This window comes from Streptomyces sp. NPDC001770, assembly GCF_053596135.1.
Genome location: NZ_JBSFFN010000006.1, coordinates 23,286 through 38,159, shown reverse-complemented (window position 1 = coordinate 38,159; position 14,874 = coordinate 23,286). Strand labels below are relative to the sequence as shown.

13 protein-coding genes are annotated in these 14,874 nt (G+C 73.1%); 4 read left to right on the top strand and 9 right to left on the bottom strand.

Annotated elements, in window-relative coordinates; translation table 11 throughout:
* Positions 1-363: 363 nt before the first annotated feature.
* From ACWCSV_RS07960 to ACWCSV_RS07945, 4 genes are read right to left on the bottom strand one after another with little or no spacing between them, the layout of a single operon-like run.
* Positions 364-978 (bottom strand): GTP-binding protein, encoded by a 615-nt coding sequence (locus tag ACWCSV_RS07960; protein WP_327179109.1) that lies wholly within the window; start codon positions 976-978, stop codon positions 364-366.
* Positions 959-1,330 carry a DUF742 domain-containing protein gene (locus tag ACWCSV_RS07955; protein WP_266711909.1) on the bottom strand — a complete coding sequence of 124 codons (372 nt, stop codon included), beginning with the start codon at positions 1,328-1,330 and terminating at the stop codon, positions 959-961. Before ACWCSV_RS07955 ends, ACWCSV_RS07960 begins: the two co-directional genes overlap by 20 nt.
* Complete coding sequence (locus tag ACWCSV_RS07950) at positions 1,327-1,734, bottom strand: roadblock/LC7 domain-containing protein (protein ID WP_275491019.1); 408 nt, start codon at positions 1,732-1,734, stop codon at positions 1,327-1,329. The genes ACWCSV_RS07955 and ACWCSV_RS07950 overlap by 4 nt, the downstream gene beginning before the upstream one ends.
* Positions 1,731-3,362 (bottom strand): sensor histidine kinase, encoded by a 1,632-nt coding sequence (locus tag ACWCSV_RS07945; protein WP_451139634.1) that lies wholly within the window; start codon positions 3,360-3,362, stop codon positions 1,731-1,733. The genes ACWCSV_RS07950 and ACWCSV_RS07945 overlap by 4 nt, the downstream gene beginning before the upstream one ends.
* A 579-nt stretch (positions 3,363-3,941) precedes the next feature.
* Here ACWCSV_RS07945 and ACWCSV_RS07940 point away from each other — a divergent pair.
* Complete coding sequence (locus ACWCSV_RS07940) at positions 3,942-4,706, top strand: IclR family transcriptional regulator (RefSeq protein ID WP_451139632.1); 765 nt, start codon at positions 3,942-3,944, stop codon at positions 4,704-4,706.
* A 33-nt stretch (positions 4,707-4,739) separates the two neighbouring features.
* Here the strand turns inward: ACWCSV_RS07940 and ACWCSV_RS07935 are convergent, their stop codons facing one another.
* The 4 genes from ACWCSV_RS07935 to ACWCSV_RS07920 form a co-directional block, all read right to left on the bottom strand.
* The gene (locus ACWCSV_RS07935) at positions 4,740-5,246 is read right to left on the bottom strand and encodes a MarR family winged helix-turn-helix transcriptional regulator (protein WP_327179105.1); all 507 of its coding nucleotides are present in this window, start codon (positions 5,244-5,246) and stop codon (positions 4,740-4,742) included.
* Positions 5,243-6,937 carry an FUSC family protein gene (locus ACWCSV_RS07930; RefSeq protein ID WP_451139630.1) on the bottom strand — a complete coding sequence of 565 codons (1,695 nt, stop codon included), beginning with the start codon at positions 6,935-6,937 and terminating at the stop codon, positions 5,243-5,245. Before ACWCSV_RS07930 ends, ACWCSV_RS07935 begins: the two co-directional genes overlap by 4 nt.
* Positions 6,938-7,001: 64 nt before the next feature.
* Positions 7,002-9,212 (bottom strand): FUSC family protein, encoded by a 2,211-nt coding sequence (locus ACWCSV_RS07925; RefSeq protein WP_451139628.1) that lies wholly within the window; start codon positions 9,210-9,212, stop codon positions 7,002-7,004.
* A 282-nt stretch (positions 9,213-9,494) separates the two neighbouring features.
* A complete protein-coding gene (locus tag ACWCSV_RS07920; RefSeq protein WP_451139626.1) occupies positions 9,495-10,337 on the bottom strand; it encodes a phospholipid scramblase-related protein in 843 nt (280 codons plus the stop codon).
* Between the two features lie 394 nt (positions 10,338-10,731).
* On the opposite strand from ACWCSV_RS07920, the gene ACWCSV_RS07915 reads away from it, so the two are divergent.
* The 3 genes from ACWCSV_RS07915 (at position 10,732) to ACWCSV_RS07905 (ending at position 13,494) form a co-directional block, all read left to right on the top strand.
* Positions 10,732-11,394, top strand: a complete 663-nt coding sequence (locus ACWCSV_RS07915) for a DUF3105 domain-containing protein (protein ID WP_451139624.1) — start codon at positions 10,732-10,734, stop codon at positions 11,392-11,394.
* A gap of 86 nt (positions 11,395-11,480) precedes the next feature.
* Positions 11,481-12,050, top strand: a complete 570-nt coding sequence (locus tag ACWCSV_RS07910; RefSeq protein ID WP_451139883.1) for a DUF305 domain-containing protein — start codon at positions 11,481-11,483, stop codon at positions 12,048-12,050.
* Between the two features lie 205 nt (positions 12,051-12,255).
* Entirely contained in the window at positions 12,256-13,494 is a 1,239-nt protein-coding gene (locus tag ACWCSV_RS07905) for an ROK family protein (RefSeq protein WP_451139881.1), read from the top strand.
* A 153-nt stretch (positions 13,495-13,647) separates the two neighbouring features.
* On the opposite strand, the gene xylA is transcribed toward ACWCSV_RS07905, so the two are convergent.
* The gene (gene xylA / locus ACWCSV_RS07900) at positions 13,648-14,817 is read right to left on the bottom strand and encodes a xylose isomerase (protein ID WP_386892526.1); all 1,170 of its coding nucleotides are present in this window, start codon (positions 14,815-14,817) and stop codon (positions 13,648-13,650) included.
* Positions 14,818-14,874: the final 57 nt, after the last annotated feature.

Genomic DNA, 14,874 nt, shown 5'->3' with positions numbered 1-14,874 from the left:
GACACGACCCGAAGGGGGTGTCCGGCGGATCACGGCCGGGCTCACGCGCCCGGTCCGGTACTCGCGTCGGGGTGACACGTCGTACCGGAGCCGCGCTGCGACCGGCCGGATCCGCCGGGCACCCCCGGCGCCGCGCGGCCAGGTCGTGTTGTGAACGTGGCGCCGTCCGCCCGGAGGGCGGGTCCGGCGGCGTCCGGTGCGTGCGATCGCACGGCCGAGGGCCGTCCCGGTACTGGATGTACCGGGGCGCTCCCGGCGACACGGCGAGCGTGCGTACCGGGCGTCGCCGGACAGGCGGGACTCTCACGACACGGCCTGGGTCCGGGGCGGCCGTCCGGATCGTCCGGCCGGCCGCCCCGGATGTCATACGAGGGGTACGGCCAGGCTGTGCAGGTAGCGCATGAGCGTCATCAGCACGTCCCGGCTGGACGCCCGAAGCCGCGCGTCGCAGTCGATCATGGGGACTTCGTCGGGCAGGTCCAGCGCCTGCCGCAACGTCTCGACCGGATGGTGCGGGGCGTCGGGGAAGGTGTTGACGGCGACGACGAACGGCACCCCGCGCTCCTCCAGGCGTCCGATGACGTCGAAGCTGGTTTCGAGGCGCCGGGTGTCGATCAGGACGACGGCGCCGAGGGCGCCCTCGAAGAGGCCGTTCCACAGGAACCAGAAACGTTCCTGGCCGGGCGTGCCGAACAGGTAGAGGATCAGTTCCTCGCTGAGGCTGATCCGGCCGAAGTCCATGGCGACGGTGGTGGCGGTCTTGCTCTCCACCCCGGCGTTGTCGTCGACGCCGACGCCGGCCTGCGTCATGGTCTCTTCGGTCGTCAGAGGCCGGATCTCACTGACCGAACCGACCATGGTGGTCTTGCCGACCCCGAATCCACCGACGATCACGACCTTCACCGCGGCGGTGGCCGTGGTGGGCAGGACGTCCTCGGTCCGGGGGCCGGTGATCGTGTCAGAGCTTCTGAAGTCCATGCATCACCGCTTCGAGAAGGGACCTGTCGGGGAGAGTGGCGCGGACGATGGGTGCGCGCGACTCGATCAGTTCGGTCGCGAGTAATTCGGTCAGGAGTGAGGTGACGACGCTGAACGGGAGGCCGAGATAGGCGGAGATCTCGGCGACTGACAGAGGTGCCTGGCAGAGCCGCAGAATCGCGGCCTGCTCGGGCTGGAACGTCGGTGAGGGTTCCGCCTGGGCGACGACCATGGTGACCAGGTCGAGCGCTGCCCGCTCGCTGCCGTCAAGATCGCCGGTGATGACGTACAGGCGCTCGGGATCGTTGAGCGCCGGGTCGGCATTGCGGCGTTCCCGTCGGGGAGCGTTCATCCGGCCTGCCCGTCGTGGCGCGGCGGGCTGGTCAGATGGGCCCCGATCCGGACGACCATGTCGCGCATCCGCGCGCCGACGAGCCCGGCGTCGACCGTCTCACCGGCCAGTACGGCGAGGTAGGCGCCGGTGCCGGCCGCCATCAGGTAGAAGAACCCGCCGGTCACCTCGATGACGACGAGCTTCATCAGGCCGTCGCTGTAGGGGATTTCGGAGGCGACGGCGGCGGCCAGGCTCTGCAGCCCGGCACAGGCCGCGGCCAGCCGGTCCCCGACGTCCGGGTCTCCGCCGTGCATGGCGATGCGCAGTCCGTCCGAGGAGAGCACCACGATCTGGTGGATGCTCGGAACGTCGTCGGCCAGCTCCTTGAGCATCCAGTCCATGTTTCCCCGCTGCTGGATCACTTGAGGTCTCCCTTGTCCCACGCGTCGTCAGAGTCTTCGCCGTTCTTCGGGTCGTGCGGCACGCCGTTGACGGCCTTGGTGAATGCCTCCAGCCAGAGGCCGGGGGGCTTCTCCTCGCCGCCCGCGCGGCCTGCGGCCTGCGGGGTGGCGCCGTTGAGCGCCCCCGGGACGCCTTCCGTCGCCGGTGCCGGGGCCTGCTGCGGGAGGTTGTGCGAGCCGAGCGGGGCGCGGCCCCGGCTGCGGCGCTGGGGGAGGCCGTTCTCGGTCCAGTCGGTCACCACGGGGACCTCGTCCTCCATGGCCGCCGCGGGCGCGGCCGGGCGCGCGGACGCGGCCGGCGGGACGGTTGCCGAGGGCACCGGGCCGGTGGCCGCGACCCTGGCCTTCCGCTTTCCCGCGGGCGGTACGACGTGCTGGAGCTGCGACATGTCCAGCGAACTGGTGGGCCGCGAGGTGGCGCCGATGCCGTGGGCGATGCCGGGCGCGGGCCCGGTGGTGATCATGTCCCGGGGGACGATGAGCACGGCCCGGACGCCGCCGTACGCGGACTGGCGCAGCGACACCTGGAGCTGGTACATGCGCGACAGCCGGCCGACGACCGCCATGCCGAGGCGCGGGGACTCCCCGAGGTCGTTCATGTTGATGCCGGCCTGGGCCTGGGCGAGCATGTTCTCGGCCCGGGCGCGGGCCTCCTCGCTGAGGCTGACGCCGCCGTCCTCGATCTCGATCGCGATTCCCGTCTGCACCTCGACCGCGGTGACGTGCACCCGGGTCTGCGGCGGGGAGTAGCGCGTGGCGTTGTCGAGGAGTTCGGCGCAGGCGTGGATGAGCGGTTCGACCGAGGTGCCGACGATGGCGACCTTGGCGATCGAGTGCAGATCGACGCGCTGGTACTCCAGGATGCGGGACATCGCACCGCGCAGCACGCTGAACAGCGGTACGGGCTTGGGCCACTGGCGGCTGGGGCGGGCACCGCCGAGCACGGCGATGGAGTCGGCGAGGCGGCCGATCAGCGCGGTGCCGTGGTCGATGCGGAGCAGGTCGTCGAAGACCTCGGGGTTGCGTCCGTAGTGGTCCTCCATCTCCCGCAGTTCGCTCGCCTGGCGGTGGACGATGGCCTGCACGCGCCGGGCGACGCTGACGAAGGCGCGCTGCGCGGAGTCACGCCGGGCCTCCTCGTCGTCGATGATCTGCAGGACGGTGTAGACGAGGCGCCGCAGCGCCTTGGGGAGGTTGCGGTAGGACTCGTCCCCGTCCACCACCTCCCGCATGACTTCTTCGGGCGAGTTGCTCGCGCGCAGCATCCTGATGGCGGAGGGCATCAGTTCCTTGGTGAGCCGCACGGTCTCCTCGTCGTGTGCGGCGATGCGCAATTCGAGCTGGGCGATGCGCTGTTCGTACTTCGCGCGCAGGACGCGTGTCTCGCACCGTCGCCGGTTCAGTGCGACGGCGAGCGCACCGACCACGACGGCGGCGAGCGCGCCGCTCACGGCGAGTGGTATCCGCGCGGCGTCCGTGACCAGGGTGACGCCCAGCGCGGAGGCGCCGACGACCAGCGCGACGGGCAGGAGGAGTACACGGACGACGGGGATCCGTCGGTCGGTCGGTGGTGATTCAACACGGACCATCTAAAAACCCTCTGGCGGTTGATTCCGGGATGTATGCCCACAGGTGCTGACACTCATGAACATGTGCGCGAATTGGTGCCAACTCGGCTTCACTGCGCGTGAGCTTAGCCAGATCAGAACAGGGGGTCGGCACATTCACCCAACGCCCTGCGGACGGACTCCGGGGGTAATACACTCGCCAGTTTTCGCACTCAACGCTTCCGGACGTGCGCGGATAGTGACGAACCGCGTCGGACGGGCGGGATTTGGGGCTTCCGTCCCGCACAGTGGTACGAAGACGTACGGAGCACCACGGGAACCGACCGTAATCATCCCGGGCGACCCGGCCCTCCCGCGGGCCAACGCGGGCGGGGCTGAGGCAGGATCCGCGATCGAGGCTCTAAGCTCGCCGCCGGGAGGGCCTCACGCCGACCGTCCCGCAGAGCAGTACGTACGCACACACACTCGAAGTGGATCGAAAGGGGCGGATTCACGCCCCGCGGAAGGGTGGCGGGCAAAGTCGCCCGGTTCGACGGCCGGTGAGGACCTGCCCGCGCCTCCGCGCGGCCGCGGCGAGAACCGGATGAGAGCGGGCACCCCATGGCATCGGCGCCGGGTTACACCATCGAGTCGCTGGACACCGGTCTGCGGCTGATGCGGCTGTTCCTGACCCATGACACGCTCACCGTCAGCGAGGCCGCCGAACTGCTGGAGGTGGGGCGTTCCACCGCGCACCGGGTGCTTGCCACGCTGGAGGGCCGGGGGTTCGCCGGGCGCGACGCCACGGGGCGGGGCTACTCGGCGGGGCCGGAACTGATGCGGCTGGGCCGCCCCGCGGGTTTCGGTACGGCCGTCCGGGAGCGCGTGGCCGGTGTCCTGGACGACGCCGTCCGGCGCACCGGGGAGACCGTGCAGGCCGTGGCGCTGATCGGGGACCGGATCATCGTCACGGACGGGCGGGAGTCCCCGCACCCGGTGCGGGTGCGGCCCGGCACGGGTCTGACCCACCCGGCGCACGCGACGGCGGGGGGCAAGATGCTGCTCGCGCTGATGACCGCCGGTCAGGTGGGCGCCCTCTATCCGGACGAGGAGCTGGAGCAGGTCACCGCGCGCACGGCCGTCTCGCGGACCGCGTTGCTGGCGGAGCTGGACCGGGTCCGCGACCGGGGGTACGCGCTGAGCCGCGGCGAGTCGGCGCCGGGCATGAACGCCGTCGCGGTGCCGCTCGCCGGTTCGGGCCCGCGCGACCGGCTCTCCCTGGTGGCCTCGGTGCCCGCCGACCGGGGCGGCGAGGATGAGCTGGCCGGACACGCGGTGCGGCTGCGGCAGTCGGCGGCGGCGCTGGGTCGGCCGGCCGCCGGCTGACCGCACCCCCGCCGGGAACGGAGCGGCGGGGGCTCAGCGCCCGGCGCCGCCGATGCGTCCCTCCAACTGCACGAGCAGCTCGCTGAGCTGGGCGCTGAGGCGGTCGCGCGCCGGTTCGTCCAGACCGGCCAGCACCGAGCGTTCGTAGGCGAGTTGCTGGGGCAGCAGCCGGTCGACCAGGCCGCGTCCCTCCTCGGTGAGGCGGACGTAGGTGACCCTGCGGTCCCGGTCGTCTCCCCGGCGCTCGACGAGGCCGCGCTCCTGGAGGGCGCGCAGCCGTTTGGTGACGGCGGCCCCGGAGGAGAAGGTCTCCCGGGCCAGTTCGCCGGGGGTGAGCTCACGGCCCGTCCGGCGTACCGCGCCGAGCAGGTCGAACTCCGCGCGGTTGAGTCCGGCGGCGCGCAGCGGGGCGTCCTCGGCCTGCTGGAGGAGGGCCGCACAGCGGTTGATCCGGCCGATCAGCTCCATCGGCCCGGTGTCCAGACCGGGGCTCACCGCCTGCCACTGGCGTACCACCGAGGCCACGATGTCGTCGCTCACACCGCTCCGTTCTCCGGGGCGAGGGAGATGAGCCCCTGCCGTTGTGCCGTCGCGGCGAGCGTACGGTGTCCGGCCCGCTCGGCCGCGACGAGGTCCTCCTCCGGCAGGGCGCGCTGCCACCACTCCCCGGCGGCGGTGTCGCCGGCTTCGCGCAGCTCGACCAGGGAGGCGGTGAGCCCGCGGCGGGAGGCGTCGAGGGCGGCGGGGTCCGCGGTGGCGTCGGCGAGGACGCGTACGGCGTGGGCGCGGGCCCGCCCGGTGGCCTCCAGAGCGCGTTCGACCCGGCCGGTGGCCCGGCGGTTGGTGACCAGTACGGCGGCGAGGAAGCCGACCGCCGCGCCGACCACGGTGTCGATGACCCGGTCGCCGATGAGTTCTCCGGCGGGGTGGGTGCCGCCGAACTCGATGACCAGGAGTGCCATGGGGGTGACCGCGACCGAGCCGAGCCAGTAGTTGCGGGTGATGAGGGCCTCGGCGGCGAAGTTGAAGCAGAGGACGCAGCCGATCAGCAGCAGCGGGCTCACCCGGGTGAGCGGGAGGACCGCGGCGAAGACGAGCACGCCGAGCAGATTGCCCAGCGTGCGCTGGAGGGCCCGGTTCCAGGAGAGGGTGACATTGGCCTGGTAGAGGGAGGCGGCGGTGACGATGGCCCAGTAGGGGCGGCCGACGCCGAGTGCCTCGCAGGCGTATCCGGCGAGGGCGCAGCCGATGAGGGTACGGACGGCGATGGGCAGCACGTGGGAGCCGGGGCCGAGCCGGCGCAGCAGCTCGCCCCGGTTCGAACGGGCCCGGCGTCCGGCGCGCTCCGCGTCGATGCCGTAGAGCTCCGCGGTGGTGCCGGGGGCGGCGGGCGGCATCGGGACGGGCCCGCGGGCCCGGGTCAGCGCGGCCCACTCGCGCAGCCGCGTGGGGTCGGCGGCGGCCCGGTGGCCTTCCGGGGAGCTTTCGGCGAGCGCGGCCTCGGCGTGCACGACGAGGCGCTCCAGCGCGCGGCGGTCCGGCGTGGCACGGCCGGAGGCGAGCAGGGTCTGCCAGGCTCCGTGCACCGCCGCGGCGGCGGCGCCGCGCGTACGCGGACCGGGGTCGGCGACGCAGGCGGCGGCCGCGTCCAGGGCCCGCGCGGTGGCGCGGCGTTCGGGTCCTTCGCGGCGCAGCAGGGCGGGGCCCACCACGGTGACGCACCAGGAGAAGGCACCGGCGGCGAGAGTGAGCGCGAGGTGGCCGGGCACCTGGCCGAGGTGCTGGGGCGCGAAGAGGGCCGCGGAGGTGACGAAGGTGAAGATCACGTGTCCGGGCGGCCCGATGCGTGAAGCGTCGCAGAGCGCCTTCTGGACGGCGGCGAGCAGTGCGCCGACGGCTATGAGGATCGCGGTGGAGTCGGTGAGCGAGCCCGCGATCAGCGCTACGGCCAGCCCGGCGGTCATCCCGGCGACGACGCGCACGACGGTCCCGGCGCGGCGGGCGTACGGGAGGGCGTGCCCGTACAGGGCGCAGAGCGAGCCGGCCATCGTGTACATCACGAGGTCCAGCCGGTCGAAGGCGAAGAGCAGCAGGTTCGGTACGAGGGAGGCGACGACCACGCTCAGCGCCGGCTTGAACCAGGTGTCCGAGGGGTGGTTGAGGCGGAGTGCCGCCTTCAGGGGGAGTCTGCGGACGGATGGGCGCCGGGGAACGATGGTTGTCTCACTCACTTCTTTACTTTAACAGGTATTACACCTGTAAAAGATATCCGGCGGAGGACGGCCGCCCCGGTGCTCAGGGCTTCTGTTCCGGCCGCCCCTGTCCTGGCCGCCCCTGTTCTGACCGTCCCTGTCCTGACCGCCCCTGCCCCGGCCGCTCCTGCCCTGGTGGCTCCCGCTTCTCCAGTGACGCCTCGATCCGCGCGAGCCGGCGCCCGAGGCTCGTGATCCACACCTCCAGGTCGACGGAGGGCGGGACCGGCGGGCTCCCGACCGGGGGCTCGGCCGGGACGCTGTAGCCGCCGCTGCCGCCGCCGTCGAGCCGCGCGGCGATGCGGTCCGCCGCCGCCTCCAGGCCCTCCGCACTGTTCCGGGTCCAGGCGTCCGGTGGGGCCGGGACCGCCGGGCGGAGGCCGAAGAGGGGGAGCCTGTGCGCGCCCCACAGCATGTCGTCGGCGGTGACGAGCAGGGCGTGCCAGTCGGCCTCGGGTCCTTCCGGCGCCCCCGGCCCGGCCGACGCCTCGGTGCGGTACTGGGTGTACGCGGCCTCGGCCAGGCGCATCCGGTGCACGCTCACCAGCGTCCCCGGCACGGTCCGTCCCCCCGGCGGTGACATCAGCACGGCGTCCGCGGTGCCCGGCACCAGCGCGCCGCAGGAGCGCAGCAGCGCCGCCATGGCCCGCCGGACCTCGCGCCGGGCCCCGGCCGGCCAGGCGAGGAGCCCGCAGAGCAGTCCGACCGCGCTTCCGGTGACGACGTCGATCATCCGCGCCTCCGAGAGCTGCCAGGTGACCGGCGAGATCTGGGCGAACGCGGTGGCCACGACCAGGGTGAAGAGCGCCTGCGTACCGGCGATCCCCAGCATCGGGCCGCCGAAGAACGCCAGCAGCATCAGAGGGGCGAGCAGCACGGCGTACCCCTCCGTGTACGGGCCGATCCCGATCAGCAGCGCGCCGGCCGCCACCGCCCCCGCGGCGTTGCCCGCCAGCGCTCGGCGGATCGCCTGCCAGGTGGCTCCCAGAGTCGAACGCCCGAGGGTCAGTACGGCCAGCAGGACCCAGAACCCGTGGGTCAGGTCGAGCGATCCGGCCACCAGCCGGGCCGCAGCCAGTCCCAGCGCGGTCCGTACGGCGTTCTGGAAGAGGACCGACCGCAGGGTCACGTTGCCCCGCACCCGCCGGGCCCACAGACGTGGCGTGGCGAGTTCCGCGTACCAGAACATGGCCCGTGGGGCGGGGCTCCGGGCCGGTACGCCGTTGAGCGCGATGTCCAGGGCGACCCCGGCGACCCGGGCGGATTCGGCCAGTGCCAGGACCCGGGACTGCGTGCGGAGCAGGGCGGTGGGAGGCTGCCGATCGGCCGGGGGCTCAGGGGTGCCCTCCCCGGCGGCCAGCCGGACGCGTTCCGCCTGGAAGACCCGCATCGCACGCTCCAGGGTTTCGGGCGCCGGCGGCCCGGTCCCCGTGCGCAGGGCGCGCACGCAGGCCTCGCACAGTTCGCCGACCCGGGCGAGCAGCGTCGCGGACGCCGCATCGCGCACTTCCGGATGCTCCTCGGCGCGATCACGCGCGTCCGGATGCTCCTCGGCGAGGGAAGCCAACTGGCCGAGGAGCCGGCGTACGGCGCGGCCGGCCTGTTCCAGCGCCCGGTCGGTGCGGCCCGCTCCGGCGGGGCGCTCGGCGGGCGGGATGCGCGAGAGCCGCAGTGCCGACCCGGCCTCGTGCAGCCGGTCGGGCGGCGTGTTCCCGGCGAGGGCTTGGTGGGCGGCCGTCCGGAGCCCGGTCGCCAGCCGTTCCCGGTAGGTGGGGACGACCGGGTCGGGCAGCAGGATCTCGCAGGCCGCGAGCAGGATCAGGCCGATGGTCAGCCCGGCCAGCCGCTCCACGAGCGTGCCGGGCGCGTAGGGAGGGAAGCAGGCGAGGATGTAGAAGAGCTGGAGGCCGGGTCCCGCACCGGCCGCACGCGGACCGGCCACGGCGGCGAACGCCAGGACGAAGCCGATGACAAGCATTCCGCCGGTGGCCGCCCAGGTGTCCACCGCGAGCAGCGTCCCCAGCGTCGCGGCCGCCAGGGCCGGGGGAATCACCCGCAGTGTGCCGGATGCCTGCTGACGGCCCGATCCGGGAACGGCGGAGAGCAGGCCCATGGCGATGGGCGCGAAGAGGGCATAGAGGGAGGCGACCGGAAGCCCGGCTGCGTACAGCAGCGGATAGAAGCCCACGCAGGCGGAGACGGTGACGCGGACGGATCTGCGCAGCATCGCGGCCCGCTTCGGCCCGGCGGTCACGCCGGTGCTCCCCCGGCCTCCGGGTTCTCGGCGCCTGCCCGGGGCGGCTCCTCGGGTGTGCCCCGGCGTCCGTGCGGCGGACGGGTCCGCATGCCGCGCCCCTCCTGTTCCGGCCGGACCCCCCGGCCGCTCCGCCATTGTCGGCCGGTACCGGGTCGCCCGCGCGCGGTGCCGGGGGGGGCGGGGGCCGCTACGGGCCTCGTCGCGTCGGGGACACGGGAAACACACCGGTGCCCCGTACGCGCCCGACGCGTACGGGGCACCGGCAGGCGGGGGCGCGGCTCAGCCGAGTCCGCGCGAGTCCTGCTTGAGGGCCGTGTCCACGGTGAGCGCCGTCGCGACGACGAGGCTCAGCATCGGCTCGGGCAGCTGGTAGTGGATCTGGAGGACGTAGTTGTCCGCCGTGGTGAAGAGCGTCTTGGCGAGCCCTTCCCAGGTCTTGGTGATCCGGGCGATCTCCGCGTCGTTCTGGTCGACGATCGCGAAGTTCCACGCGCGCCAGTTCTCGGCCTTGATCGCGCCGACCTTCTGGCCGTCCACCATGATCGCGAAGTTGATCTTGCCGATCGCGTTCTGCTGGACGATCTCGCCGACCGTCTGCCCGTCGGGGCGCTGGACGATCACGCGCGACTTGATGAACTTGGCGGGACGGGTCAGCAGGAGCTGGGGCTGACCGTAGGCGTCCCGGATCTCCAGGCGGTGCGTCAGGTACTGATCCCAGCTGGTGGCGAAGCGGATCACCTTGCGGAAGAGGCTCTGCCCGACCTCCACGACCGAGCCGAGGGTCGCGCCCTGCTGGTCGAAGACGCGGTACTCGTTCGTCACCTCGATCAGCTTGGCCTTCTGGTTCACCACCAGGACCTGCTGATTGAAGAGCGTTCCGGCGCTGATCTGGCCGGGCTGAGCGGCCTGGGCGGGTGCCGACTGCTGCTGGGGCACGGCCGCCCGAGGGGCCGGGGCCTGCACGGCGGCGGCCTGCGGAGAGCCCGCCGGGGCCGTCGGCTGGGTGCCGGCGGCGGGGTGGGTGTGCTCGGTCCACTGGGAGCCGTCCCAGTAGCGGAGCAGCTCCGTGGCACCGTGCGGGTCAGGGAACCAACCCGCAGGTATGTTCGAGGTCGTGGTCACCGAGGCACACTATCCCGCCACTGGGCCGCGGGCACATCCCGGAACTTCACACACCTGTAACGGTTGACCGCGGCGGCGGTGACCGGGCCCGGGGCGCGGGCGGGCGGACGGCCCGCCGGTGGATCCGCGGGTGAGCGGGTGCACGGGAGGACGCACGGTCCGGCGGCGGATCCGCGGGTGCGCGGGCCACCCGCTCACGGGTTCCGCCCCGACCGGCCGGGCGAGCGCCGTTCCGTCAACAGCCCGTGGCGGCCGACGCCGTGTCCCTCCCGGCCCGGCCGGCGTGCGGCGAGAACAAGCACCCTCGTCCGACGGGGTGTTGCCCCCGGCCGCCCGTACGGGGCACCATCCGCCCGGCGCACTTCCCCGCCGATGCCGAATCCCGAGGACGACCATGACTTCCAGCCAGGACCAGAACCCCGCCTCCGCAGCGCGGCGCGCCAAGTTGGAGGAGGCGCGGCGCAAGGAGCGCGGCCGGCAGCGCCGCGCCCGGATCGTCGCCGTCTCGGCCGCCGTCGTGGTGGTCGCCGCGCTCGCCGTCGGCGGCGGCTACCTGATCACGAAGGCGGACGACCAGGACAAGGCCGAGGCGAAGACCGGGGCGAAGGCCAAGACCGACGCCATCGTGGGCGAGCGCAGCTGGGACAAGCTCACCCAGAACCATGTCGAGACGCCCGTGACCTACCCGATGAACCCGCCGGTCGGCGGCGACCACAATCCGGTCTGGATGAACTGCGACGCCGACGTCTACACCGAGGCGATACCGAAGGAGAACGCCGTCCACTCCATGGAGCACGGCGCCGTCTGGGTCACGTACAACAGCAAGGCCGCGGACGCCGACGTGAAGGCGCTCGCCGAGCGGGTCGAGGCCACCCCGTACTCCCTGATGAGCCCGCTGGAGGACCAGGCCGACCCGCTGATCCTGAGTGCCTGGGGCAAGCAGGTCACCGTCACCAGCGCCTCCGACCCGCGGGTCGCGCAGTTCTTCACCAAGTACGTGCAGGGCGCGCAGACCCCGGAGCCGGGTGCCGCCTGCACCGGCGGGATCGCGAAGTGACGCGCGCCGGCCGCGCGACCGGGTCACGGCGGCTGGCGGTGGCGGGTGCGGCCGTGCTGCTGCTCGCCCTGGGGCTGGTGGCGCTGATGGTGGTACGGCCGTCCTCCGCCTCCCCGTCCGGCACCGCGTCCCCGGCCGGGCGGTCGGCGCCGGCGGACGGTTCGGTGGACGCCGGTTTCGCCCGCGACATGTCCGTCCACCACCAGCAGGCGGTGGAGATGTCCTTCATCGTCCGGGACCGCACCGACGACGAGGACGTGCGCCGGCTCGCGTACGACATCATCAACACGCAGGCCAACCAGCGCGGCATGATGCTGGGGTGGCTGGAGGCGTGGGGGCTGCCCAAGAGCTCGGCGGTCCCGCCGATGCGCTGGATGGGGCACACGGTCACACCGCACGACGGGGCGCTGATGCCCGGCATGGCCACCGACACGCAGCTGGACGCGCTGCGGGCGGCGAAGGGCGAGGAGGCCGAGATCCTCTATCTGCGGCTCATGACGGCGCACCACACCGCGGGAGCGGAGATGGCGCAGGCGGCGGCGGACTCGGCCACGACCGAGGTGATCGGCAACCTGGCCACCGGCATGGTGCGCGGCCAGCGGTCGGAGATCGCGCTCATGGCGGACATGCTCCGCGAGCGCGGCGCGAAACCCTGAGCGGCACGACGCCCCGGCACGGCGCGAAACCCTGAGCGGCACGACGCCCCGGCACGGCGCGAAACCCTGAGCGGCACGACGCCCCGGCACGGCGCGAAGCCCTGACCGGAGCACCGGGCGGGGGCCCGGGACGGGGAGCGGCGGACGGACCGGACCCCCGCTCCCCGTCCGGCCGTGCCCGCCATCACATAGGGTCGTGGACGATATGAAGAACCACCTCACGCAGCTGGGTCCCAAGGCCGACAAGGACACCGTCCGGCGGCACAACCTGAGCCTCGTTCTGCGCGCCGTCCGCGACGAGGACGAGACCGGCGAGGCGACCAGAGCAGGTGTGGCCGCCCGCGTGGGGCTCACGCGGGCGGCGGTGTCCTCGCTGGTCGAGCAGTTGCTGGAGACCGGCTTCCTCACCGAGTCCGGCAAGACCTTCAGCGGTCAGGCGGGGCGCCCCGGCACCGCGCTCAAGGTCGCCCGCACCGGGCCCGCGGGCATCGGCGTGGAGGTCAACATCGACTACGTCTCGGTGTGCGTCGTCGACCTGGCGGGCACCGGGCGGGTACGGCAGACGGAACACCTGGACAACCGGGGGGAGCCGCCCGAGGAGGTCCTGGTGCGCGCCGCCCGGATCGCCGCGCGGACCCTGGACTCCGCCCGCGAACAGGAACTCGATCCCGTGGGCGCGGCCCTCGCCCTGCCGGGCCTCGTCTCCGGTGGCGCGGTGCGCCAGGCCCCCAACCTGGGCTGGAACCGGGTACCGGCGGAGCGCCTGTTCGCCGAGGCGCTGGCGGTCCTGAGCCCGGGGCTCCGTCCGCTCCCCGTCAGTTCGGAGAACGAGGCGAACCTGGCGGCCCTGGCCGAACTGTGGTTCGGCGGTCTCGGCGACGTCCGCAGCTTCCTCTATCTGACGGGCGAGATCGGCGTCGGCGGTGCTCTGGTGATCGGCGGCGAGCTGCTGCGCGGCGCGCACGGCTTCGCCGGGGAGATCGGCCATGTGGTGGTGGACCCCTCCGGCCCCGAGTGCCGCTGCGGCTCACGCGGCTGCCTGGAGCAGTACGCCGGTCAGGCGGCGCTGCTGAGGGCGGCGGGGATAGAGGGGGCCGGGGGCGGTGCGGCGGTGATCGAGCTGGAACGCCGGGTGCGCGCCGGTGACGTGCGCGCCGAGGCGGCGGTCGGTGAGGCGGGCCGGATGCTGGGGCGCGTCCTGTCGGGCGCGGTGAACCTGATCGACCCGGACGCGGTGGTGCTCGGCGGGATCTACCGGGGCCTGATGCCGTGGCTGGCGGGGCCTGCCGACGAGGAGCTGACCGGCCGGGTGGTCTCCGGCCTCTGGTCGCCGGGCAGCGGAAGGCTCCGGGCGTCGTCGGTGGCCGGGGACGCGGCCCGGGGCGCGGCGGCCCTGGTGATGCAGGACGTACTGGCCGACCCGGTGGCGTACGCCTCCCGGTAACGCTGAGGTACCCGTCTGCCGGGGGTGCGTCCCCGCAGACGAACGGCAGGGGCCGGGCCGTCCTGGTGGACGGCCCGGCCCCTGCCGGTTGACGCATCACGTGGCGCGGGCCGCCCGACGGAGAGCGGGACGCGAGGCGCGCGACGGGTCGGTTCAGCGGACGCCGAGGAGGTGGTCCAGGGCGAGCTGGTCGAGGGCCTCGAAGGCCATGGAGCGCTCGGCGGCGGCGTCGACGTCGAACTCCTCGTAGGCGGAGGTGTCGGCGAGGAGGCCCTTGAGGCCGTCGGCGGCGGTGGGCTGCGCCAGCTCGTTCAGGCGGGAGGCGACGAGGGCCTCCTGGACGGCCGGGTCGTTGCGGAAGGCGGCCGCGCGCTCCTTGAGGATCAGGTAGTTGCGCATGCAGTTCTTCGCGGACTCCCAGACACCGTCGATGCCGTCGGTGCGCACCGGCTTGAAGTCGAAGTGGCGCGGGCCGGTGTAGTCGGAGTTCTCCAGGAGGTCGACGAGCCAGAAGGCCTGGCGCAGGTCGCCGGCGCCGAAGCGGAAGTCCTGGTCGTACTTGATGCCGGACTGGCCGTTGAGGTCGATGTGGTAGAGCTTGCCGGCCCACAGCGCCTGGGCGATACCGTGCGGGAAGTTGAGCCCGGCCATCTGCTCGTGGCCGACCTCGGGGTTCACGCCGTAGAGCTCGGGGCGCTCCAGGCGCTCGATGAAGGCGAGGGCGTGGCCGACGGTGGGCAGGAGGATGTCGCCGCGGGGCTCGTTGGGCTTGGGCTCGATCGCGAAGCGGATGTCGTAGCCCTTGTCGGTGACGTACTCGCCGAGAAGGTCGAACGCCTCCTTCATGCGGTCGAGGGCGTCGCGGACGTCCTTGGCACCGCCGGACTCGGCGCCCTCGCGGCCGCCCCAGGCGACGTAGGTCTCGGCACCGAGCTCGGCGGCGAGGTCGATGTTGCGGATGACCTTGCGCAGCGCGTAGCGGCGGACGTCCCGGTCGTTGGAGGTGAAGCCGCCGTCCTTGAACACGGGGTGCGTGAACAGGTTGGTGGTGGCCATCGGGACCTTGAGGCCGGTGCGCTCCAGGGCGTCCTTGAACCGGCCGATCACCGCGGCGCGCTCGCTGTCGGAGGAGCCGAAGGGGATCAGGTCGTCGTCGTGGAAGGTCACACCGTGCGCGCCGAGCTCCGCGAGACGCTCGACGGACTCGACCGGGTCCAGGGCCGGGCGGGTCGGCTCGCCGAAGGGGTCGTTGCCCCGCCAGCCCACGGTCCAGAGACCGAAGGTGAACTTGTCAGCGGAAGTGGGAGTGAAGCGGTCCGACATGTCTGCCTCTTGATCGACGGGCGCGGACGGCTGCTCTGCCGACCGACCAATTTGTTC

What these genes read in the sequence shown, in the direction of transcription:
- ACWCSV_RS07960 (WP_327179109.1), bottom strand. Translation starts at nt 978, where the DNA reads ATGGACTTCAGAAGCTCTGACACGATCACCGGCCCCCGGACCGAGGAC.
- ACWCSV_RS07955 (WP_266711909.1), bottom strand. Translation starts at nt 1,330, where the DNA reads ATGAACGCTCCCCGACGGGAACGCCGCAATGCCGACCCGGCGCTCAAC.
- ACWCSV_RS07945 (WP_451139634.1), bottom strand. Translation starts at nt 3,362, where the DNA reads ATGGTCCGTGTTGAATCACCACCGACCGACCGACGGATCCCCGTCGTC.
- ACWCSV_RS07940 (WP_451139632.1), top strand. Translation starts at nt 3,942, where the DNA reads ATGGCATCGGCGCCGGGTTACACCATCGAGTCGCTGGACACCGGTCTG.
- ACWCSV_RS07915 (WP_451139624.1), top strand. Translation starts at nt 10,732, where the DNA reads ATGACTTCCAGCCAGGACCAGAACCCCGCCTCCGCAGCGCGGCGCGCC.
- ACWCSV_RS07910 (WP_451139883.1), top strand. Translation starts at nt 11,481, where the DNA reads ATGGTGGTACGGCCGTCCTCCGCCTCCCCGTCCGGCACCGCGTCCCCG.
- ACWCSV_RS07905 (WP_451139881.1), top strand. Translation starts at nt 12,256, where the DNA reads ATGAAGAACCACCTCACGCAGCTGGGTCCCAAGGCCGACAAGGACACC.
- xylA (WP_386892526.1), bottom strand. Translation starts at nt 14,817, where the DNA reads ATGTCGGACCGCTTCACTCCCACTTCCGCTGACAAGTTCACCTTCGGT.